This is a genomic window from Brevibacillus sp. HB1.3 (assembly GCF_013186635.1).
Classification (GTDB): Bacteria; Bacillota; Bacilli; order Brevibacillales; family Brevibacillaceae; genus Brevibacillus; species Brevibacillus brevis_D.
Genome location: NZ_JABMIT010000001.1, coordinates 418936 through 440738 on the forward strand (window position 1 = coordinate 418936; position 21803 = coordinate 440738).

Annotated in this window: 19 protein-coding genes; 17 read left to right on the plus strand and 2 right to left on the minus strand. The window is 47.2% G+C overall.

The window, feature by feature from the left end; all coding sequences use genetic code 11:
* Positions 1-62 precede the first annotated feature (62 nt).
* A complete protein-coding gene (locus HPY31_RS02200; RefSeq protein ID WP_133257456.1) occupies positions 63-242 on the minus strand; it encodes a hypothetical protein in 180 nt (59 codons plus the stop codon).
* Between the two features lie 133 nt (positions 243-375).
* Here HPY31_RS02200 and HPY31_RS02205 point away from each other — a divergent pair, with 133 nt between their 5' ends.
* From HPY31_RS02205 to HPY31_RS02225, 5 genes are all read left to right on the plus strand, one after another.
* Positions 376-1077, plus strand: coding sequence for a hypothetical protein (locus tag HPY31_RS02205; RefSeq protein WP_172138033.1), 702 nt, complete (start codon positions 376-378; stop codon positions 1075-1077).
* Between the two features lie 29 nt (positions 1078-1106).
* Positions 1107-1586, plus strand: a complete 480-nt coding sequence (locus HPY31_RS02210) for a cell wall elongation regulator TseB-like domain-containing protein (RefSeq protein ID WP_064199998.1) — start codon at positions 1107-1109, stop codon at positions 1584-1586.
* A gap of 152 nt (positions 1587-1738) precedes the next feature.
* Positions 1739-2266 (plus strand): hypothetical protein, encoded by a 528-nt coding sequence (locus HPY31_RS02215; RefSeq protein ID WP_172138035.1) that lies wholly within the window; start codon positions 1739-1741, stop codon positions 2264-2266.
* Positions 2259-3770: an AAA family ATPase gene (locus HPY31_RS02220; RefSeq protein WP_172138037.1), complete on the plus strand. Its 1512-nt coding sequence runs from the start codon at positions 2259-2261 to the stop codon at positions 3768-3770. The genes HPY31_RS02215 and HPY31_RS02220 overlap by 8 nt, the downstream gene beginning before the upstream one ends.
* Before the next feature lie 341 nt (positions 3771-4111).
* Positions 4112-5311: an MFS transporter gene (locus tag HPY31_RS02225; protein WP_172138039.1), complete on the plus strand. Its 1200-nt coding sequence runs from the start codon at positions 4112-4114 to the stop codon at positions 5309-5311.
* Between the two features lie 85 nt (positions 5312-5396).
* On the opposite strand, the gene HPY31_RS02230 is transcribed toward HPY31_RS02225, so the two are convergent.
* Complete coding sequence (locus tag HPY31_RS02230) at positions 5397-5840, minus strand: Lrp/AsnC family transcriptional regulator (RefSeq protein WP_172138041.1); 444 nt, start codon at positions 5838-5840, stop codon at positions 5397-5399.
* A gap of 171 nt (positions 5841-6011) precedes the next feature.
* On the opposite strand from HPY31_RS02230, the gene HPY31_RS02235 reads away from it, so the two are divergent.
* The 12 genes from HPY31_RS02235 to pepF all read left to right on the plus strand — a co-directional run bounded on the left by HPY31_RS02235 (position 6012) and on the right by pepF (position 21781).
* Complete coding sequence (locus HPY31_RS02235) at positions 6012-7178, plus strand: serine hydrolase domain-containing protein (protein ID WP_172138043.1); 1167 nt, start codon at positions 6012-6014, stop codon at positions 7176-7178.
* Between the two features lie 422 nt (positions 7179-7600).
* Positions 7601-10516: a WIAG-tail domain gene (locus HPY31_RS02240; protein WP_172138045.1), complete on the plus strand. Its 2916-nt coding sequence runs from the start codon at positions 7601-7603 to the stop codon at positions 10514-10516.
* Between the two features lie 217 nt (positions 10517-10733).
* A complete protein-coding gene (gene asnS, locus HPY31_RS02245) occupies positions 10734-12023 on the plus strand; it encodes an asparagine--tRNA ligase (protein WP_172138047.1) in 1290 nt (429 codons plus the stop codon).
* A 122-nt stretch (positions 12024-12145) separates the two neighbouring features.
* On the plus strand, positions 12146-12829 hold the full coding sequence (locus HPY31_RS02250; RefSeq protein ID WP_172138049.1) for a DnaD domain-containing protein: 684 nt from the start codon (positions 12146-12148) through the stop codon (positions 12827-12829).
* 105 nt (positions 12830-12934) lie between these two features.
* Positions 12935-13357, plus strand: a complete 423-nt coding sequence (locus HPY31_RS02255; RefSeq protein WP_172138051.1) for a hypothetical protein — start codon at positions 12935-12937, stop codon at positions 13355-13357.
* On the plus strand, positions 13338-14510 hold the full coding sequence (locus HPY31_RS02260) for a glycosyltransferase family 4 protein (protein ID WP_172138053.1): 1173 nt from the start codon (positions 13338-13340) through the stop codon (positions 14508-14510). Before HPY31_RS02255 ends, HPY31_RS02260 begins: the two co-directional genes overlap by 20 nt.
* Positions 14511-14632: 122 nt before the next feature.
* The gene (locus HPY31_RS02265; RefSeq protein WP_172138055.1) at positions 14633-15679 is read left to right on the plus strand and encodes a glucose-1-phosphate thymidylyltransferase; all 1047 of its coding nucleotides are present in this window, start codon (positions 14633-14635) and stop codon (positions 15677-15679) included.
* Positions 15676-16479 (plus strand): glycosyltransferase family 2 protein, encoded by an 804-nt coding sequence (locus HPY31_RS02270; protein WP_172138057.1) that lies wholly within the window; start codon positions 15676-15678, stop codon positions 16477-16479. The genes HPY31_RS02265 and HPY31_RS02270 overlap by 4 nt, the downstream gene beginning before the upstream one ends.
* Positions 16476-17426: an NAD-dependent epimerase/dehydratase family protein gene (locus HPY31_RS02275; RefSeq protein WP_172138059.1), complete on the plus strand. Its 951-nt coding sequence runs from the start codon at positions 16476-16478 to the stop codon at positions 17424-17426. Before HPY31_RS02270 ends, HPY31_RS02275 begins: the two co-directional genes overlap by 4 nt.
* Positions 17427-17452: 26 nt before the next feature.
* The gene (locus HPY31_RS02280; protein WP_172138061.1) at positions 17453-18526 is read left to right on the plus strand and encodes a glycosyltransferase; all 1074 of its coding nucleotides are present in this window, start codon (positions 17453-17455) and stop codon (positions 18524-18526) included.
* Positions 18527-18538: 12 nt separating this feature from the next.
* Positions 18539-19825 carry a UDP-glucose dehydrogenase family protein gene (locus HPY31_RS02285; protein ID WP_172138063.1) on the plus strand — a complete coding sequence of 429 codons (1287 nt, stop codon included), beginning with the start codon at positions 18539-18541 and terminating at the stop codon, positions 19823-19825.
* Between the two features lie 96 nt (positions 19826-19921).
* Positions 19922-21781 (plus strand): oligoendopeptidase F, encoded by a 1860-nt coding sequence (gene pepF, locus HPY31_RS02290; protein WP_172138065.1) that lies wholly within the window; start codon positions 19922-19924, stop codon positions 21779-21781.
* The last annotated feature ends 22 nt before the right edge of the window (positions 21782-21803 follow it).

The following is a 21803-nucleotide window of genomic DNA, read 5'->3' on the forward strand; positions in this document are numbered from 1 at the left end:
AGGCTCCTGTCAGGTGGGGGACAGGAGTAAGGCAGTGCAGGTGTAGGTAGGGGAATTGGATACTACGACGTTCCGTTGTTCATTTTTGCCACAGCTTTTGTCAGGAGATGATGGCGAAAATGAAGAGTGGGTGTGTGCGACCATTGACGCAAGGGAGACGACAATCCTGCCCAGGAGACGCGGTATTCCTGTAACAGAAACCCAAGTATGTCAGGAGATGTGGTTTGTTGCGAAGATGTCACGCGCTCACCTCCTCGGGGTGTATGTGTAGTATGACCGCCCAACCTTAAGCTATGATTAGCAACTTTTCCGTGTCGTTCTAAAACCTTCCCGTATAGCATAGGCTAAAGACAAAAATGGGACAGGGGGGACGACATGTACATCCGGCCCAAAATGCTGTGGTGGCTCATCCCAATCCTACTCGGTCTATTTCTCCTCGGGATTGTATTAGGGACAGTAAGTCGATTTGCCAATACAGAAAGCACAGATACTGTGTCTGCCGTCAGACAAACAACAGGGACGAAGCAGACGAAGACGGTAGCGGAGCTTTTGGAGCAGATCACGAAGGACGAGGAACGCTCATTCCTCGTATACATGCAGAATCAGACCTTGCATGGGCGATATCAAAATGAGCAATTTCAGCTCGCAGGAGAAATCGGTGGCCACCAGCTTGAAATAGCCAGAAAAGATGGGCAGCCAGTATCGGTGCGAATGGATGGCCAGATACAGGATCATGCCGCACTGCCGTATGCGATGTTCACCCCGTATGAGCACGCAGTATTGCTCAAGGGAGTTTTGCAATCGGTCAGTCCTGAACGCCTTGAAGATACTGCAGGGCAAGGATGGAGTGGATACCGGATAGCGGTCCCACCTGAGGAAGTCTCTTCGTTATTATCGATGTGGTTAGGTCCAGCCTTCCCTCTTCAGGATTTGACTCCGAATATAACGAACGGAATGAAAGTCAATTACCAACTATGGTACGATTCAACTACGGGGCAGCTTCGCCAACTGGAGCTGGATTTGCAAATACAAACGGCAGTTGGAGTGAAGAGAGACCAGCTTCGATTCCGATTGTAATGTCAGCCACGTAAAGGAGTTACTTTGCTGTGTTAGTACGAATTATCCTATCAATTGTAGCCGTCATTTTACTTACGGGAGCTGGGTTCGCCTATCATCTGACGGCTTCTGTAGCAGGAGAGCGCAATCAATTTGAGGAAACCGTTCGTCAGTGGGTCCAGGATCGCACGACAATCACGGAGATTGAAACCATTGATGAATATCGAGGCAAGGAGAGCTACGCTGTCGTCATTGGGAAAAATAAGGCGGGGACACAAGTTGTCGCTTGGATGACCGATCAAAAAGTAAGCTTCGATCGAATGGATCTTGCTGTTCCAAAAAAGAATGTAGAAGAGGCGGTTTACAAGTCCTTCCCGCAATCGGAGATCACTCATTTGGTTCCTGGTCTCGAAAATGATAAGAAATTTTGGGAAGTCACTGTCAAAGACAAAGACGGTCGTTTTCACTACATTCACTATGATCTATTCACTGGCGCTCTGTTAACCTCATACGTGCTCTCGCCAAGCTAAGACGCTGGCATCACGACAGGCCTTTTCCTTATGGGAGAAGGCCTGTTTGGCATTCCATCCAACATCTGTATAAGAAAATGATATACTCGTGTGATATACTGGGGACGTTGCAGAGAGAGAAAACGAGAACGATATTTATGGGGGGAGTAGCCGTGCAGATGAAAAAGAGCGCAATTGGATTATCTTTGGTGGCAACCTTGGCACTCCTGTTCGGAGGATGGTTCTTGTATCAAAAGATGGAGATTGAGGAGCCAATCCGTGCAGAAATAGGACAAATGCAGTCCGCAACATTGGGCCATTTGGAAATCAACAAAGATAAAATTCAAATAGATGTAACTGTTACAAAACCAGACGCATTTCCAGCAGAATATCGGAATCTGCTAACGGAAACAAAAAAGATCGCAGGGGAAAAAGAAGTGGTCATTGACATCGACAATCAGTCGACAACGATGCACGATATTTGGCAGAGTGGTCAATTTGTGTTTACCGAAGCAGTGGAGTTGCATGAATATAGCCGCATTCCAGCCCTTATGGAACAATGGAAAAAGGGGAATCAACTCGACCAAGCATCTGCATCGATGGATGACGAGAACATTTATGTTTATATGAAAAAAGGAACGGAGGATTTTTACACCATCATCCCCCGATCCAATGAAAAAGAGGTGACGGCACGTGCGTAAGGAAATACTGATCGGCGTCGTACCTGCACTGTTGATTTTTCTTATTTTTCTAGGTGTAAACATTACGCCATTCCTGGTGTTCGGAGCCGTACTGGGAGCGATCTACTTTTTGGTCATCCGCCAGCAAAATGGCCAGGGTGGAAATGTCGCCCTCGGTGGGAAAAGAAAAGCAAACAAGCATGAGCTGCCGAAATCGGATGTGCAGTTTGCCGATATTGGTGGACAGGAACGTGCCAAAAAAGAACTGAAGGAATCGCTTGATTTCCTCGTGTATAAGGACAAAATTGTGCAGTACGGGATTCGCCCGATTAAAGGTGTTCTTTTGACAGGTCCTCCTGGTACGGGTAAGACACTGATGGCGAAAGCGGCAGCAAACTATACAAATTCTGCTTTTGTGGCGGCATCGGGTTCGCAGTTCGTAGAGATGTACGTCGGTGTCGGTGCACAACGCGTCCGTGAATTGTTTCAGGAAGCGAAGGCATTAGCAGAGAAAAATGGGCAAGACAGCGCGATTATTTTTATCGATGAGATCGATGTCGTCGGTGGAAAAAGGGACGGTCAGCAGCAGCGTGAATACGATCAAACCTTGAATCAACTGTTGACGGAGATGGATGGTGTAGCTACGACTGACAAACCGCGGATTTTAGTCATGGCAGCTACGAACCGGAAGGACATGCTCGACGCAGCGCTGTTGCGTCCTGGTCGTTTTGACCGTCATATTAGCGTTGATCTTCCGGACAAGCCAGCACGCGAGCAGATTTTGACCATTCATACGGCCAATAAACCGCTAGGCGAGGACGTCACACTGGAAAAAGTGGCTCAGGAGACATTCGGATTTTCTGGCGCACAGCTGGAGAGTGTAGCCAATGAAGCAGCTATTTACGCCATGCGTGACCGCCAGGACAAGATCACAGCGAAGCATTTTGGCTATGCAGTAGACAAGGTTATGCTCGGAGAGAAGGTAGATCGTCAAGCATCTGAGGAAGAGAAGAAACGCGTTGCTCTCCATGAATTGGGACATGCCATTGTCAGTGAGAGCGTGCGCCCAGGCTCTGTTTCGCAGGTCACGCTCAGTCCACGAGGCAAAGCACTGGGATACGTCCGACAAAATCCAATGGAAGACCGCTATCTGTATACCAAGGAAGCGATGGAAAAGCAAATTATGGTTAGCCTTGGAGGAGCCGTAGCGGAGGAAATCTACTACGGTGGGCGCAGTACTGGTTCGAAGAATGACTTCGAGCAGGCGCTGGGAATGGCACAGGAAATTGTACAAAGCGGTATGTCCGAGTTGGGGATTGTACATTTGCAATACGTGGATAAGAATCGGATCCATGACGAAGTTGAGCGTCTGCTGGAAGGATTGCTCGCAGAAACTCGCAATCTTTTGAGACAGTTTGATTCCGTATTCCAAACGGGCCTGCATACATTGTTGGAAGCGGAAGTTTTGCAAGGCGATGAGTTCAGGGCCCTATTGTCACAAACGAAGGAAGAAATTGCAGTATAAGTGAAGATAATGAACCTGCTAGCCAAGGAAAGAGTCGGCGAAGCAGGTTTTTTTATGTTTGCTGGCTGTAAAAAGAAAATAAACCATTAGACTGGGAACGGCATTAAGCTACCGTATTTACATTCATTCAACTTCACGACTCCTTTATTTCTAGTGCCAGAGCAGCCGTCGCTGCCTTTTGCCTTTAAAATCATGGGATTTCTATAAAAATAAAAGTATTTTCCTCTTCATTCGCTTCATCCTCCTTCAATCATCCATGTAAAATAATATTTTATTTATATATGCTTATACGAAAGCCAAAGCTTTTTTAACGGCAAAAAATAAATAAAGGAGATTTTTTCGTGAACTCAAACACTGCTCATATAAGAAAAGGCGGAGCAAATGTGTCGTCTTCCAAACGTCTTCCGTGGGTCGGGCTGCTGGCCTTAGCCATGGCGGGATTCATCTGCATTCTTACGGAAGGCCTACCTGCTGGATTACTGCCACAAATTGCACAGGATCTTGGGGTCACAGAAGCGCTTGCCGGACAATTGGTCACTCTTTATGCGGTTGGATCTCTTTTGGCCGCCATTCCTTTGACAACGGCTACCCGCGAGTGGAGGCGCCGCCCGCTTCTGCTGCTGTGCATCATCGGCTTTCTTGTTTTTAACACCATCACCGCGTTATCTTCCGTTTATGTGCTGACGCTTGTCGCGCGTTTCTTCGCAGGTGTCTCGGCAGGTGTTCTGTGGGGGATGACGGCCGGTTATGCGCGGCGCATGGTGCCTGATTCGCTGAAAGGAAGAGCGATGGCAGTAGCCATGCTTGGCACCCCTTTGGCATTGGCGCTTGGCGTTCCCCTAGGCACTTTTTTCGGTACTTATACAGGCTGGCGTCTCATTTTCGGAGCTGTATCATTACTGGCTGCAGCCCTTATTGGCTGGGTGCTCTGGAAAGTGCCGGATTATGCCGGCGAGCCTGCCGGTGATCAGCTCCCTTTTCACAAGGTTTTCCTGATTCCTGGTGTACGGCCGATTCTGTTCGTCGTTTTGGCATGGGTACTAGCTCATAATATTTTGTACACTTATATTGCACCGTATCTTGCGGAAACCGCGTTTGCTCAGCGAGTGGATTTGGTTCTTCTTATTTTTGGAATAACCTCGGTTGTCGGCATTTGGGTGATAGGTATGCTGATTGACCGTTATCTAAGAATGCTGGTTTTAATCAGCATCATGGGATTTGCTTTGGCTTCTGCAGCCTTGGGAATCGGAATGAATCAACCTGCAATCATCATTCTTGGTGTTACAGCGTGGGGGCTTACGTTTGGCGGGGCAGCCACTTTACTGCAAACAGCAATAGCACAAGCTGGGGGAAACAGCGCAGACATAGCCCAATCGATGCTGGTTACCGCGTGGAATGTGGCAATCGGCGGAGGGGGCATTATTGGTGGGTTTCTTCTCGAGCTGCTTGGAGCCGGATTCCTTCCGGGCTCATTAATTATCCTGCTGCTTCCCTCCTTGCTTGCGGCTTGGTTAGCTAAAAAGCATGGCTTTCCTTCCTAAAGGAATCCGCAAGTATGTGTAACATAAGCAAAAAAATGAATCCGCTGCAAGGCGGATTCATTTTTTTGGATTATAAAATTAAATCTTAGGCGAGCAAATTCGGTTCTCCAATGAGATTTTTATAAGCGATCGGTGAAGACATTACGATCAGAGTCGTATAGGTTCCGTATTGATCGCACCGGTTTTCAAACTCTTCCAGCTCCTGGGTTGTTTCCGTAAGGACCTTCAATAAATAATTATGCTCTCCGCTTATCCGATAACATTCCGTGACCTCCGGTGAAGAACGACAAAAATCAAGGAAAGGATAGCAATTCCGGGTCCGAACAAGCATATAGGCTGTGCATTGCTTACCCACTTTTTGCGAAGAAATGACGGTTCGGTATTCCTCGATAACACCCTTTTCTTCCATGCGTTTTACACGTTCAGTTACGGCTGGCTGAGACAGTCCCACCAGCTTTCCTAAATCTGTCATTGATAATCTCGCGTGGTTCTGCAAATGGAGTAGGATGTTTTTATCGATTTCGTCCAAGAAAATCGCCCTCCTTTAATTTTAAAGTTATTTCTTTTGAATGCCTTTATAATCACCGAAAATCTCTTTATCTAACTTGTTTGTTTTATGTAAGGAAGCAGAAATTATCACTATAATAAACTCACTTGCTATTAATAATCAAGTAAATTACACCAGGAGAGGATGAAAAACATGAGAAATATAAATCTGGAATGGGTGCATAAAAGCGTCAATGAGGTAATTGACCGCACACTTGAGGAAAAAAGGATCGTGGGTACCGTCGTCCAAATTGCATTAGGCGGAAACCTCGTTTACAGCAGGCCTGCTGGTTGGGCCGATCGCGAGCAGAAACGGCCGATGCAGGAAAATGCTTTGTTTAGATATGCTTCGGTAACCAAGCCGGTCGTGTCAACGGCAGCCTTAGTATTAATTTCGCAAGGAAGAATGCAGTTAAACGATCTGGTGGAAAAATGGTTGCCCGCCTTTCGTCCCAAACTGCCAAACGGACAGTATGTTCCCATGACCGTTCACCATCTGATGACGCATACCGCAGGCTTAACTTACCGTTTCTTTCAGGAAGAAAAGGGAACATATGAGCTTGCCGGGGTATCGGACGGCATGGATCTGACAGGAATTACACTTGAAGAGAATCTACAAAGACTCGCTTCTGTCCCGCTTCTATATGAGCCAGGGAAAATGTGGAGGTATTCCATAGCAACAGACGTGCTTGGAGCGGTTATTGAAAAGGTTACTGGAATGCCACTAAGTGAAGCTGTACGGATGCTTGTAACTTATCCGCTTTCCATGATGGACACGGATTTCAAGGCCGTGGACACGGACAGATTGACAACGGCTTACGCGGACAGTGCCGGAGAGCCCCGGCGCTTGCACGATTTTGATACCGTTCCATTCGTGGAGGGGACGGCAGGATTCCTCCTTTCACCCAACAGGTTTACCGATAAGACAGCTTATCCTTCCGGGGGAGCCGGCATGATTGGCAGCGCAGAAGACTTTCTTAAACTGCTGGAAGCTTTGCGGCAGGGAGGAAATCCGATTCTGCCGGAGGCTCTTGTTACGGAAATGACAACCAATCAAATTGGTAACCTTGTAATGCCCTATTGGCCGGGGCGAGGCTTTGGACTTGGTTTCACGCTGCTTAAAGACCCAGCGGCTGCCAATACACCGGAATCGCCGGGAACTTGGCGGATGGGCGGCACCTATGGTCACTCTTGGTTTGTTGATCCGAGAGAGGAGCTTAGTGTCGTAGCGTTCACCAATACAGCGCTTGAAGGAATGTCAGGCAGGTTTACAACAGATCTGTGCGAATCTGTCTACAGGGGGATTCGAGGAGTTAAGTAAAGAGAAAGAACGTTGTCTTGAACAAATATTCGGAGTATGCAGACCCTAGATGGATATCAGATTACACTTACTAAGTTAATTTGAGATGAGAATTTACCATGCAGTACAATCCGTCGTTAAACTTAACGGAGAACCAGTTCAATAAACCAGCCGTAGTCTAGGACTTTATTTTTCCGGTCCAAGGCTGCGGCTGGTTTTATATTGAAGCCAGTCTAATACTTATTTTTCGAAGTCTAACGGTTTTACAATTCAGACTTCCACGTAGGTTCAACAATTCCAGTCAAAAACTATATTTTCTTCGGACACTGGCCATTTGGGCAAATCAGGATGAAACAATTTTGTAGACACGGTGCCAAATAAGTAAATGGATGAATATCCTACAAAGGTGATACGGGAATGAAATCAGGAGGCAAGGAGACCCTATGGCCAATGTGAACCGGCGAAAAGCAAACAAAAGTCTGAGCAAAACCTTTAGGCAGACCATGCACGAGTTACCGCTCTCATATACATCATCACCCGATCGGGAGTGGATGGAAGACCTCGAATTAAATCTGCTTGAAAGTCATTTGGAGAGCAGTCACAGAATACCTCCCATCTCTGCTGCCACACCGAAAGAGCAACAAAACCCGATTCCCAAAGTACCCAAGCAGGACCTATCCTCCAAACAGGACTCGTTTTCCAGACAGGATTCAACTTCCAGACAAGATTCAACTTCCAGACAGGATTCAGTTTCCAGACGGGATTCAGTTTCCAGACAGGATTCAACTCTCAGACGGGATTCAGCTTCCAGACAGGATTTAGCTTCCAGACAGGATTTACCTTCCAAACCGGATACGTCTTCCAAACCGGATACGTCTTCCAAACAGAACGTATCCTCCAAACAAAACGCATCCTCCAAACAAAGCTCAACTACCAATCCGAACTTTTATTCGAAGGTCATCAAAGACCGAAATGATGATCGTGTCCAATCATTTGTCTATACAGACGACTTGACAGATCAATCCGTGACAACAGAAAAAATTGCGAACCGGGCCATCGACGCGTCAAAAATTAAGCAAGGCGCCGTGGATAATTCGATTTTGAAGGATTATGCCGTGGACAGCAGTAAACTCGCGGACAAGAGCGTAACTTCCACCAAACTCGCCCCGCATGCGGTACAGAGGGATCATCTGGGGCAGGGAATCGTAAGCGGCGAGCATTTGTTGGATTATTCGATTTCCGCGCAAAAATTGATCAACCATAGCATTACTTCCGAGAAGTTAGCTGATAAAACCATCGACTCGATGAAATTTGCCGATCACTCGATCCAAAGCAAGCATATTCAAGAGCAAGCGATCACGAATGAGTTGATTCAGGATCAATCGATTACCTCGGAAAAAATAAAGATGGGGACCATTCAAACAAGTAATCTCGCCAATTATGTGATCAACACAGTGAAGATTGAGGATGGAGCTGTCACAGGCGATAAATTACGCGATGGAGCTGTAACTTCGACGAAGATAGACGAAGATACAATTGAGTCTCAACATATTCGTGAAGGCTCCATTTACCATCATCATCTCACGGAAGAGCTAATCGATGGCAGCAACATTATCGCTGGCAGCATCACAGATCATCACATTGCATTTCAGGCCATTTATAGCCAGCATTTACATCCAGAAGCGGTGACCAGCGATAAAGTGGGGCCGTATGCGATATTGACTGAGCATTTGGACAACAACAGTGTCACGGCAGAAAAGCTCGCCAAAGAATCAATTGGCAGCACACATTTACAAGCTGGCAGTGTCCTATCGAGTCACTTGCAAGACGGGATGCTGACGGCTAAAAAAATTGGGGATCAACAAATTACCTCAGCCAAGATAGCTGATAAGGCGATCACTGCCGACAAATTGGCGAACAGGTGTGTAGGAGAGCAACACTTACTCGATGAGAGCGTGAGTTCACGACATCTGATTGACGGAACCATTCGTTCAGAAAAGCTGGCAAGAAGATCTGTGGAAGAACAGCATTTGACTGACAGAATTATTGGGGGCAATCATTTACGCGAGTACATCATCCAGACCCAGCATCTGCATGACCACTTGGTGACCACCTCAAAATTGGCGCCTGAATCTGTTTCCACAGACAAAATCTCGGATCTTAGCATTACGACAAGCAAGCTTGGTGATGCTGTCATCACAGCGCCCAAAATAGCCAAAGATGCGATCAAGACCCGACATTTGGGCAGATCAGCCGTGACGGCGGAAAAGATTGCGGAAAAAGCAATTTCATCTACACATCTCAACAGTCACATCATTCAAGCGGACCATCTCCAGGGTAACTCCATTTCCAAGGAAAAATTACAGGACGGCAGTGTTACCCGAGAGAAAATAGCCGATCAGAGCATTGATGCGAGCAAGCTAGATAGCCATTCCGTTCATGGTGCTCATGTCATAAAAGGCAGCCTGGATGGAACACATATTAAGGAAGGAACGCTGAAAGGAAGTCATCTGATTAGCAAGAGCATAACAGAACAGCATCTGCAAAACCGGATCATTACGCAGGAAAAACTGGCAGAGGACTCCGTGACCGGTTCTAAAATTGCGTCCAAAGCTGTCACTACGCATCACATTGCCAATCAGTCCATTGATGCGGAGAAATTATCCTTTCCGGTAATTGAGACGCATAATCATATAGGAGTAACCTTGCAACAATACGGTTTCGTCCCCTTCAGACTTTCTGCCACAAGCAAGTTTACAGATGTGATTGTTCGATTGCCACAACCTTATGCGGATACGCATTATTGTATGGTGGCGATGACAAATCAACCGGGCATCTATACATCGCTCAAATACACGAAAAGGACTGCAGCGCTCATCACCGTATTTCGCAATCAGGAGGGGCAGGAAGCGACTGGTGTGATTCACTGGATCGGGATTGGAGTAAAAGGAGTAGATGTCCACGAAATATTGGATTGGTCAACAGAGAGGGGACAATTGGAGGCAGAAGAGGTCGAGGAAGATCACGACTTTGATGAGCAAGACATGGATGACGAAGATACGAATGATGAAGATACGAATGATGAAGAAGTGGAAGATGAGGACATGGTCGACGAAGATACGTATGAGGAAGACGTGGAAGACGAAGATACAGATGAGGAAGACATGGAAGATGAGGACATGGTCGACGAAGATACGTATGAGGAAGATACAGATGAGGAAGACAGGGATGATGCCTACACGGACGAGGATGACATGGACGATTACGACACGGATGAAGATGAAGAAGACACGGATGATAGTGACTTCGAGCAAGATTATGAAAGTAGTGAAGAATACGATAGCGAGGACGATAAATAATTCGGTAGGAAACAACAATGGGGCGAGTGGATGATTCAGAAGCAGGGAGGCCGATGTTGAGATCAGGTCTCCCAAATGCATATCGAGTTTACATAATTATTTTATCGTTAACATTATACAGGGAGACTTTCATTGAATTTGCAGGCCCCCAATAGTATAATTGTTTGGTATACTTAGTCTGTATTTGCGTGGCATGGTAAATGGAGGGAATCATTCAATGTTGACGACGATTGCCCGAATCGGGCAGCATGTTGGACAAGAAGTACGCCTGGGATGCTGGTTATACAACAAACGCAGCAGCGGCAAGATTCAATTTTTGCAGCTCCGCGACGGATCCGGCTTCATTCAAGGTGTAGTAGTAAAAGCGGAAGTAGCGGAAGAAGTGTGGGAGAATGCATCGCAGCTCACACAAGAAAGCTCACTTTACATAACTGGTTCAGTTCGTGCGGATGACCGCGCACCAAGCGGTTACGAACTGACAGTAACAGGTGTGGAAATTATTCAGATCGCCCAGGAATATCCGATTTCCTTGAAGGAGCACGGTGTTGACTTCCTGATGGACCATCGCCACCTGTGGCTGCGTTCTCCACGTCAGCGTGCAGTTATGGCTGTGCGCTCCGAGGTGATTCGCGCCATGTATGAGTTCTTCCACGAGAACGGGTTCGTAAAAGTAGACCCGCCAATTTTGACACCGACCTCTGCGGAAGGTACTACCAACCTGTTCCATACCAAATATTTTGATGAGGATGCGTATCTCTCGCAGTCCGGTCAGCTTTATATGGAAGCAGCCGCTATGGCGTTAGGTCGCGTTTACTCTTTCGGCCCAACTTTCCGTGCCGAGAAATCCAAGACACGTCGTCACTTGATCGAGTTCTGGATGATCGAGCCGGAGATGACTTTCGTAGATCACGAAGAAAATCTGCGTATTCAGGAAGCGTTCGTTTCTCATGTGGTACAATCCGTATTGAAAAACTGTGAGCGCGAACTGAAAACGTTGGAGCGCGATACAACAAAACTGCAAAATGTAACGGGATCGTTCCCACGCATCTCTTATGATGATGCGATTAAACTCTTGCAGGAAAAAGGTAGCGAGATTAAATGGGGAGACGACTTCGGTGCACCGGATGAGACGATGATTGCGGATCATTTCGACAAGCCTGTTTTCATCACCCATTATCCTACCGAAATCAAGGCTTTCTACATGAAGCCACACCCTGAACGTCCAGAAGTGGTTCTGTGCGCGGATATGATCGCACCAGAGGGCTACGGTGAAATCATCGGGGGTAGCCAGCGGATTGATGATCCAGAACTCTTGGAGAAACGTTTTGCTGAGCATGAGCTTTCGGAAGAGGCATATCGCTGGTATTTGGACCTGCGCAAATACGGTACAGTTCCTCACTCCGGCTTCGGTTTGGGTCTGGAGCGTACCATTGCATGGATTTGCGGACTGGATCATGTGCGTGAAACCATTCCATTCCCACGCATGCTGAATCGTCTCTATCCATAGAGAGTTCCTTTATCGATGAACGAATTACACCCTGTTGCGCGAGGGCAGCAGGGTGTTCCTATTGTTTGACAGCGCGTTTTACGCACTCCCTTGTTATCCCAACCCAGAGGTGAATATGCGTTATGGACTCCCATATATTGCAATTGTTGCAAGAAGGAGCAACATCCGTCTCCAACCTTCTTTTGAAAATGTATAAGCGTATGTCATTGACTGATGACGAGATGATGCTACTGATTCATCTGCTGTCCTTTCAGCAGGAAGGGAATCGATTCCCGACCTTAACAGAGCTGGAGGAACGCATGTCCATGACGAGCAGGAGATTGATTCAATCTCTTCAAAAACTATTAAAAGAAGATTGGATTACGATAGATGAGTTTATCGATCCACAAACTGGCATGCGTCATGAGCAATATAATTTGACTCCGTTGTACAAAAAGCTGTACCAGACCTGGCGGGAGCAACAAGCAGACCCGAGAAGTATGGACCCTTTTATGGAAGTAGCTGTTTCTCTGGATGCTGAACCTGTTGCCATTTACGCTCGTTTTGAGCAGGCATTTGGCCGCCCGCTAGCGCCGTTTGAATTGGAGAACATCCATATGTGGACCGAACAGGACGGCTATCAGGAAGAATTGATTTTGACCGCTTTGCGTGAGGCTGCAACCGTCGGCAAGCTCCACATCCGCTATATTGACCGGATCTTGCTCGAATGGCAAAAGCAACAGATAACAACTGTAGAACAAGCGCGTCTTTACAGCTTGAACTTCCGCAGACAAGCAAATATGAGAGACCACGGGCAACCGCTTTGATTTCATCCAAATCAAGCGGTTTTTTCTATGTCACCGTACACGTACCCATTTTCCTTGTCTGTCATAACATATTACGTAGATGCAAGCTTCAGGAGGCGATAACTTGTGGAAAAACGAAAAAAATGGGATCTGTCTCATTGGGTAACACCAGGTGTGTTTTCAGGAAGCTATGTCGTAGATGAGGCCGTTCAACGTATTTCAATCGTAAAAGCCAATGAAAAACAAGAAGAGGTAGGAACGGAAAACGTCCAGGAGTTGGTCGTAAATACAACATCAGAGCAGCCGAAGGAACTGCTCTTGGAGCCTACCTTCGAAATTATTATGAGAGAGACCGACGAGGCCGTCGTGGAACAGGTTCACCAGCTTGAGCAAGAAGTGATGGAACTGAAAGAGGCGCTTGCTTCATGGGAAGAAAGATGGGAGAAGCTTGAAGAAAACCATGCCAAACAATTGCAGTACTTGTATCAAGTGGTTCTTTCACTGAAAAAGGAGTGGGAGATCGAGCGAAATGAACATCGCGATTATTAGTCCGGGTCCCTTTTCTGTACCACCGGTCAAAGGAAGCTCGGTCGAGCACGATATTGACGAGGTCACAAAGATGATCGAGCCCATGCATAACGTGACGATCTACACTCGTCAATGTGCGACCTACCCAACCTCATCCGTGGAAGAAAATCGGCGGTTCATTCGTATCCCGTATCAAGGGCCAAAGCCATATTTGCGCCGGATTATTCATCATATCAAGAAAAACAAGCCAGATGTCATTCTTGTGGAAAACAGACCGATCTATGTTCTCACATTAAAACGCCATTTTCCCAAGATCCCAGTCTTTGTGAATATGCACTCTCATGTATACGGGTCACAGCCGATCATCAGCAAGGAAAATATGAGGCGTGCCGTTCGACTGGCAACAGGTTTTATTACGAACAGTGAATTTTTACGTCAACATTTTATTCGGACGTGCAAGATTCCTGCCGATAAAATCCATGCGGTTCATCTCGGAGTCGATGTCACACCTTATCAGGTTGCAAAAATAGCAGTCAAAAAAATACGTCAAGAGCTCGGATTGAAGCCAGATGATCGCATCTTGTTTTATGCCGGAAGACTCATGCGCGGCAAAGGGGTACATGTACTGATCAAAGCCTTTCGCCAGGTGAGCAAACAAGACCCGAAAGCCAAACTCGTGATTGTGGGGGGGACGGGATACGGTAGCAATCGCCTAAATCCGTATGTTCGAGAGCTCAAACGACTTGCGAAGCCCTTGGGGGAAAAGGTGCGCTTCGTTAATTTCGTCCCATCCGCCAAAATGCCGCTTTACTACCAAATTGGGGATGTCGTAGCCACACCGTCTGTCTGGAAAGAAGCGTTTTGCCGTGTCAATTTAGAGGCAATGGCTGCCGGAAAGCCTGTCATTTCCACTCCACGTGGCGGCATTCGTGAAGTCGTTGCCCATGAGAAAAGTGGCTTTATCATCCCGCCAAAAGATTGGGAAAAAGGATTGCCTGCTGTGTGGGAGCTGTTGTGGAGTTCACCAGCCGTCCGGAATGAAATGGGCAAACAGGCTCTGCAACGAGCAAAGTTTTTTTCTTGGTATGCAACTGCGCAAGGTTATCTGAAGATATTTGAATCAGTCGTTCCAACACGAACAGAAGAGAAACAGCAGCTTTTAAAAACAGGCTAATTGGAGTGGAAATGAAGTAGGTGGTTGCCTTTTCTTGCACCAATGTGGACGTCTGCCCTGTCCAGCTATCCAGATACGCATACCTTATAAGTATCGCAGAGCACAACTGGGGAGTGATACTTGTGAAAGGGTTAATCTTGTGTGCTGGACGTGGGACGCGACTGCACCCCTTTTCCTATTCGCAGCCGAAAACCCTCCTCCCTGTGGCCAATCACCCGGTCTTACACTATTGCATTCGCAAACTGCGTGAAGTGGGCATTCAAGACATTGGCATCGTGATACATCCTTCTCAATCACAAATTCCTCCCATGGTGGGCGATGGTAGTCAATTCGGGGCTACCATTACGTTTATCAAGCAGGAGGTACCATTGGGAATTGCCCATGCTGTCCAGCTAGCGCAACCGTTTTTGCAAGACGAACCGTTTATCTTGCTACTAGGTGATAATTTATTGATGGATTCGCTTCACGGGCTTACAAAAGCGTTTACGAAGGGAAAATCTGACGGTGTCGTGATGCTAAGTAAAGTGGAGAGACCACAGGATTATGGGATCGCAGAAGTACAAAAAGGACGACTAATCTCTGTAGAGGAGAAGCCACGTCAGCCAAAGAGCAACCTGGCAGTGATTGGTGCATACCTGTTTACGCCACCTATTTTCGAGTCGATTGCTACCCTACAACCATCTCCCCGAGGCGAACTAGAAATAACGGATGCGATTCAATCGATGATAAATGGCGGATTCAAATTGGCTCACTCCGTCACCACCGGGAAATATTCGGATGTGGGAACCATCGATCGCTGGCTGGAGGCCAACCAGTGGATGCTTACGAGGGAGCTAGGCAATCAACATCAAATTGGCAAGGGAACGGTTGTGAAAAATTCGAAGATTACGGGTCCCGTACGAATCGGTGATGATTGTGTGATTGAAAATTGCCAAATCGGACCGTACGTCTCGATCCAAAATGGCGTAAGCTTGAGAAATTGCTCGTATATCGAAAACAGTATTTTGCTGGAAAACAGCTCGCTGCAGGACATTGCTTGGAAAATAACAAACAGTGTTTTCGGACGCTCATCGATGATGACGGGTCAATCTTCTAACAGTACAGGAGTCTTCATTGTCAGCGACAAATCGTCCATTTGCATTCCGGCAGTCAAGAGGGAGGACGTATGAATCCGACCTTTACTGTAGTCATTCCGACATACAATCGCGCCAAGTTTATTCGCAAAGCCATCAAAAGCGTCTTGAATCAAACCTCAAAGGATTGGAAGCTGTTGATCATTGACGATGCGTCAACCGATCGCACCAGAAGCAAAATTGAAAAATATATGTACCACCCAAACATTATGTATCATCGAATGGAACAAAATTCTGGGATCGGCAAAGTCATGAATAAGGCATTGTCAATGGTGGATACCCCTTATCTCGTTCAACTCGATTCTGATGACTGGTTACCGAAACGAACGCTGGCTGTACTTAAAAAGTACATTCACAAAAGCAGGAAAAGCACGGCTCTCTTCTACGGGAACATGAACATCTGGAAAGTTCGGCATGGAAAATATACCAAGTCGATTAAGGTGAAGCACAAAACATTTCATAATAAATACCAGTTTCTGAAGTACAATCGCTGGATGGTTTCTCCACGTTGCTATCGCGTAGAAGCCCTACATCAAGTGGGTGGTTGGGATACCTCGGATCGGTACGAGGGAAGGATTATGGAGGATCGGCGAATCATTTTGCGATTAATTGAAAAGTATCGGGTGAGGTACATCAATCAAATCCTTTACAACCGGACGAAGCATAAAGGTCAGCTCACGGATGGCAAGATGAAGTTCCGCCGAAATTATTTAAGAAAAAAAACATTCAAATATTATCTGAATAGGTGGGGCAAAAAGTACAAGGCCATCTATGGTTACAAGGACGGTTATTTAGTCATTAGAAGGCTCAAGAAAGTGAGGCGTCGGAGGCGATGAAGAAAGCTCTTGTCACCGGCTGTGCAGGTTTTATTGGGTCTCATTTGACGCAGCGATTGTTGAACGATGGCGTAACAGTCATCGGGATAGACGGATTCATCGATAACTACGATGTAGCTGCGAAATTACGTAATCTGGCCGAAATAGGAAAGCATCCTGCCTTCACCTTCCACTCGACAACGCTTCAGACGGGGCGCTGGGACATTTGGCTCGAGAACGTCGATGTTGTTTTTCACCTCGCTGCCTTGCCGGGCGTGAGAAACAGCTGGGGAAAGTCCTTTGCTGATTATGTGAGCCATAATATTTTGGCCACACAAGAATTGCTGGAGGCTTGCTTGCAAAGACCGAAGCCACCTGTCATCGTGGTCTCGTCCTCCTCTTCGGTTTACGGGACGATGCAAGGGATCGTAACGAATGAAAATGCGCCGCTTCGACCAGTTTCCCCCTATGGGGTGACCAAGGAAGCGATGGAGCAAATCTGCTTGGTTTATGTGAAAGCTTATGGACTACCGGTTACCATGCTTCGTTACTTTACGGTATACGGTCCCAGACAGCGTCCAGATATGGCTTTCCATCGTTTCTTTCGCCAAATGATGAAAGGCGAGCAGGTCATCGTCTATGGTGATGGTCAGCAATCACGAGACTTTACGTATGTGACAGACGCGGTAGAGGCGAATCTGCTCGCTGCACAGCATGCTGTTCCTGGTGACATTTTTAATGTGGGGGGAGATCGGGAAATCAAGCTCATCGATGTACTATCCATCATGGGCACGTTAATGAATCTGACCCCTCGCATCACGTATCAAAATGGGCCCGCAGGTGACTCTCTACGAACCTGTGCGGACATCCAATTTGCCCAACAACGCTTGGGATACAAACCAAAAGTGACGCTAGAAGAGGGCCTTCGCCATCAATTAGCAGAGATTCGTTCGCAATCGAAGGGGTAACACCCGTCATAAAGGAGGCCAGTTGCATGCATCGGGTCCTCGTTTATCGCAGAAAGTTTCTTCCCAAGAGTGAAACATTTATTTACGAGCAATTGCTTGGACATCAAGTGGTCAAACCCGTCGTGTTGACCCGACAGCGAGCCTTTAATCGAAAACAATTTCCTTATTCGCCGGTCTATGTGCGCAAGCATATGGCCGGCCTCTCCACTTGGCTGCGGCGAAAAAATTTTAAATGCCTGCATGCCCGTTTTGGCCCTGCCGGGTTGGAATTGCTTCCTTATGCACAAAAAAGCAAGCTTCCCCTGATCACTTCCTTTCACGGCTTTGATGCGACTAAGCGCGTAAAAGAAAATCCAGTGTACAGACGGTCCCTTATGCGTCTCTTTCGAAAGGGCCAGGCGTTTACAGTCGTCAGCAATCACATGAGAAAGCGCTTGATTCGTCTCGGCTGTCCTCCGTCCAAAATTACCCTTATCCGCTCAGGAATTGATTTGCGCAAATTTCCCATGCTGCCGCCACAGCCCGTGGATAATGGGGAGTACCGATTGTTAAGCGTAGGGAGACTGACTGAAAAAAAGGGGATGGATACGCTAATTAAGGCGTTTACCCACGTGCATAAAAAATATCCCAAGGCGAAGCTAATCATCGTCGGTGATGGAGAAGAAAAAAAGAAGCTCAAACGACTGATTAAGAAAAACAGGCTAGGCACACAAGTCGTGCTCAAAGGAGCTTTGCCACATCGTGAAGTCCAGCGCGAACTGGCCAAGTGCCATTTGTTCATCATCGCTTGCAAGACAGCGCGAAATGGCAACCAAGAGGGGATTCCCAATGTCATCATGGAAGCGATGGCAAGCGGACGCCCTGTCATTTCCACCTATCACGCGGGGATTCCGGAGCTGGTTGAAAACAAAGTGACGGGGTATCTGGTTCCGGAGAAATCACCGACTGCGCTCGGGAAAATGATAAACCGTGTACTAACAGAAAGTCACGAGTGGACACAAATCACGACGGAGGCTCGACTGAAAGTAGAAAAAAACCATGACATCCATAAGCAACGGATGAAGCTAGAAGAGCTCTATTTGCGTGTGTCGAAAAAATGATGAGGTGAAGGAATGAAAGTTGCCGTTATTGGGACCGGTTATGTAGGTTTGACAACTGCTGTTTCCCTTGCCATGAACGGTCATCAGGTGACGGGTATTGACCTCGATGCATCCAAAGTAGAAAAATTGCGCCAAGGGATCTCGCCCATTTACGAGCCGGGCTTGGATGAGGCATTGAAAAAAGTATTGGATGATGGCGCGCTTGCTTTTTATACGGATCTGACGGAAGCGAAGGATGCAGAGATTTTTTTCATTTGTGTAGGGACACCTGAAGCAGTAGACGGCACAGCCGATTTAACGTATTTACTCGGGGCTGTTTCTGACGTGGAAAAGGTCCATTCGCTCACCCCCCAAGAACGCATCGTGGTAATCAAGAGTACCGTACCAGTCGGAACTGGCGAGAAAGTAGCGGGGATGCTGGCTGGCTGTCAAGGGGTATCTGTTGCATCCAACCCGGAGTTTTTACGGGAAGGGAGCGCATTAATAGACGCACTGGAGCCTTCGCGAATCGTCATTGGTGTAGATAAACCTCAGGCAGCGGCCCGCATGGAGGAACTGTACAACGGTGTGAACGCACCGCGAGTAATCACCAGCAGAGCAAACGCAGAGCTGATCAAATACGCTTCCAATGCATTTTTAGCCACGAGAATTTCCTTCATGAATGAGTTAGCACGGTTAAGCACTGCGCTCGGGACGGATATCGTGACGATCGCGCGAGGAATGGGACTGGACAGTCGAATCGGTCCGCAATTTTTACGAGCAGGAGTAGGCTATGGTGGCTCCTGTTTTCCGAAGGATACGATTGCGCTATTGCAGCTCGCAGCAGAGCACAATATTCACTTAAGTATTTTGGATAAAGTGCGAGAGGTGAATGCGACGCAGCCTGCCTGGTTTTTGGAGCAGCTGTGCTTGCAACTCCCTGATCTGAAAGGCAAACAAATTGCCGTTCTGGGGTTGACGTTTAAGCCGGATACGGATGACATCCGTGAAGCGCCATCGCTCAAATTGATAGAAGCACTTCTACAAAAAGGTGCTTCCGTGAAGGCGTTCGATCCGATTGGAGTATCTGGTGTCAGTAAGCAGTTTCCACAGATCACGTATACGCAATCCGCAGCAGAAGCATGTGAGGGAGCACACGCCGCCTTATTGGTCACAGAATGGGAACAGTGTGTCCAACTGGATTGGAAACAGGTTTATCAAAGCATGGCGCAGCCGCTCTTGGTAGACGGACGAAATGCCTGGCCGAACCAGGAGGTAAAGGAAGCAGGCTTTCACTATATCGGTGTAGGGAGAAGCTGACTTTTCCATTTCGGGAAAGCTCGGCTTTTTTCTATGGAAAACATGAAAGCGTCTGATTGATTTGAACCTGTTGGCATAATACGATAGGATACACATATGGATGATTTGACCATTTCATCTTACATGAATAACGAGGGAGTGATCACGGTGAATAAAAGCAAAACACTGCCGAAACGCAGTGACGTCCCCGCTGAATACAAATGGCGTCTTGAGGACATGTATCCCACGGATAATGATTGGGAAGCGGACGTTCAAAAAGTAAAACAGCTCACAGAAAAAATCGCAGCAATGAAAGGCTCTCTGGCTACTTCCGGTAAACAGCTGCTGGCCGTGTTGACTCTGCAAGATGAATTGTTGAAGACGCTTGACCAAGTGTACGTCTATGCACGTATGCGTCGAGACGAAGACAATGCGAATAGCAAGTATCAAGGGTTGACTGACAGAGCGACTAGCCTGAGCACGCAAGTATACGGCTCCATTTCGTACATACAGCCGGAAATTTTGGCGATTCCGACGGAAGACTTGCAGACGTGGATCAAAGAAGTAGAGGGTCTTGAGCACTATCGCATTTTGTTGGATGAGATTACTCGCTTTAAGCCACATACGCTATCCGCCGAGGAAGAAGCATTACTGGCAAACATGAGTGAGCTTGCGTCCTCTCCTTCCAAAATTTTTGGGATGCTCAACAACGCTGACATGAAATTTCCGATGATCACGGATGAAAACGGCGAGGAAGTCGAGCTGACCAAGGGACGCTATACGCAGTTCATGGAAAGCAAGGACCGACGCGTGCGCAAAGAAGCATTCGAGGCATTGTACAGTACGTATGGCAAGTTCCGCAATACGATCGCAGCCTCGCTGACATCTGCCATCAAAGGGGATGTTTTCTACGCACGTACGAGAAAGTATCCGTCTGCCCTGTACGCAGCCTTGTTTGCCGATAATGTGGAGCTCCCTGTGTACGATAACCTGATTGCAACGATCCACGAGCATCTTCCGCTCATGCACCGCTACATTGCTTTGCGCAAAAAATTATTGGGCGTAGATGAATTGCACATGTACGATTTGTATGTGCCGATTGTACCTGAGACGGACATGAAAATTCCGTATGATCAGGCTGTCTCAACGATTAAAGAAGCACTTCATCCGCTAGGTGAGGAGTACGGTCGCATTTTGGATGAGGGCTTTTCCAACGGTTGGATCGATGTGCATGAAAACGAAGGAAAGACAAGCGGAGCCTACTCATGGGGCGCCTATACATCACATCCGTTTGTCCTCATGAACTATCAGGACAACGTCAACAACATGTTTACGCTGGCGCACGAGATGGGGCATGCTTTGCATAGCTACTATTCCAATCACGCACAGCCTTACACGTATGCCGATTACAAGATTTTCGTAGCAGAAGTAGCTTCCACATTGAACGAAGCACTTCTGATGAATCATTTGCTCGAGACGACGACAGACAAGAAACAGCGGATGTACTTGATTAATCATTATCTGGAGCAGTTCCGTGGAACGGTATTCCGTCAAACCATGTTTGCCGAGTTTGAGAAAATGGTGCATGCAAAAGAAGAGCAGGGAGAGCCGCTGACGGCCGAATCTCTCAGTACGATTTACCGTGAGCTCAATGTTGCCTATCATGGTCCAGATATGGTCATAGACAGCGAAGTTGATCTGGAATGGGCGCGGATACCTCATTTTTATCGCGGATTCTATGTATATAAGTACGCGACTGGCTTCTCGGCCGCGACGTCTCTTTCCAAGCAGATTTTGGAGGAAGGTCAGCCAGCCGTGGATCGTTACTTGCAGTTCCTCAAGGGCGGCAGTTCAGATTATCCGCTCAATCTGCTCAAGGGCGCAGGCGTAGACATGACGTCGCCAACGCCGATTGCGGAAGCATTGAGTGTCTTCAAGGAATTGCTCGAAGAACTGGAACAGCTAGTCGAACAATAATAGGGATCAAATCCAAAAGGCA

Coding starts and splice junctions, on each gene's coding strand:
- HPY31_RS02205 (WP_172138033.1), top strand. CDS start 376: ATGTACATCCGGCCCAAAATGCTGTGGTGGCTCATCCCAATCCTACTC.
- HPY31_RS02235 (WP_172138043.1), top strand. CDS start 6,012: ATGAGAAATATAAATCTGGAATGGGTGCATAAAAGCGTCAATGAGGTA.
- HPY31_RS02240 (WP_172138045.1), top strand. CDS start 7,601: ATGGCCAATGTGAACCGGCGAAAAGCAAACAAAAGTCTGAGCAAAACC.
- asnS (WP_172138047.1), top strand. CDS start 10,734: ATGTTGACGACGATTGCCCGAATCGGGCAGCATGTTGGACAAGAAGTA.
- HPY31_RS02250 (WP_172138049.1), top strand. CDS start 12,146: ATGGACTCCCATATATTGCAATTGTTGCAAGAAGGAGCAACATCCGTC.
- HPY31_RS02260 (WP_172138053.1), top strand. CDS start 13,338: ATGAACATCGCGATTATTAGTCCGGGTCCCTTTTCTGTACCACCGGTC.
- HPY31_RS02270 (WP_172138057.1), top strand. CDS start 15,676: ATGAATCCGACCTTTACTGTAGTCATTCCGACATACAATCGCGCCAAG.
- HPY31_RS02275 (WP_172138059.1), top strand. CDS start 16,476: ATGAAGAAAGCTCTTGTCACCGGCTGTGCAGGTTTTATTGGGTCTCAT.
- HPY31_RS02280 (WP_172138061.1), top strand. CDS start 17,453: ATGCATCGGGTCCTCGTTTATCGCAGAAAGTTTCTTCCCAAGAGTGAA.
- HPY31_RS02285 (WP_172138063.1), top strand. CDS start 18,539: ATGAAAGTTGCCGTTATTGGGACCGGTTATGTAGGTTTGACAACTGCT.
- pepF (WP_172138065.1), top strand. CDS start 19,922: ATGGATGATTTGACCATTTCATCTTACATGAATAACGAGGGAGTGATC.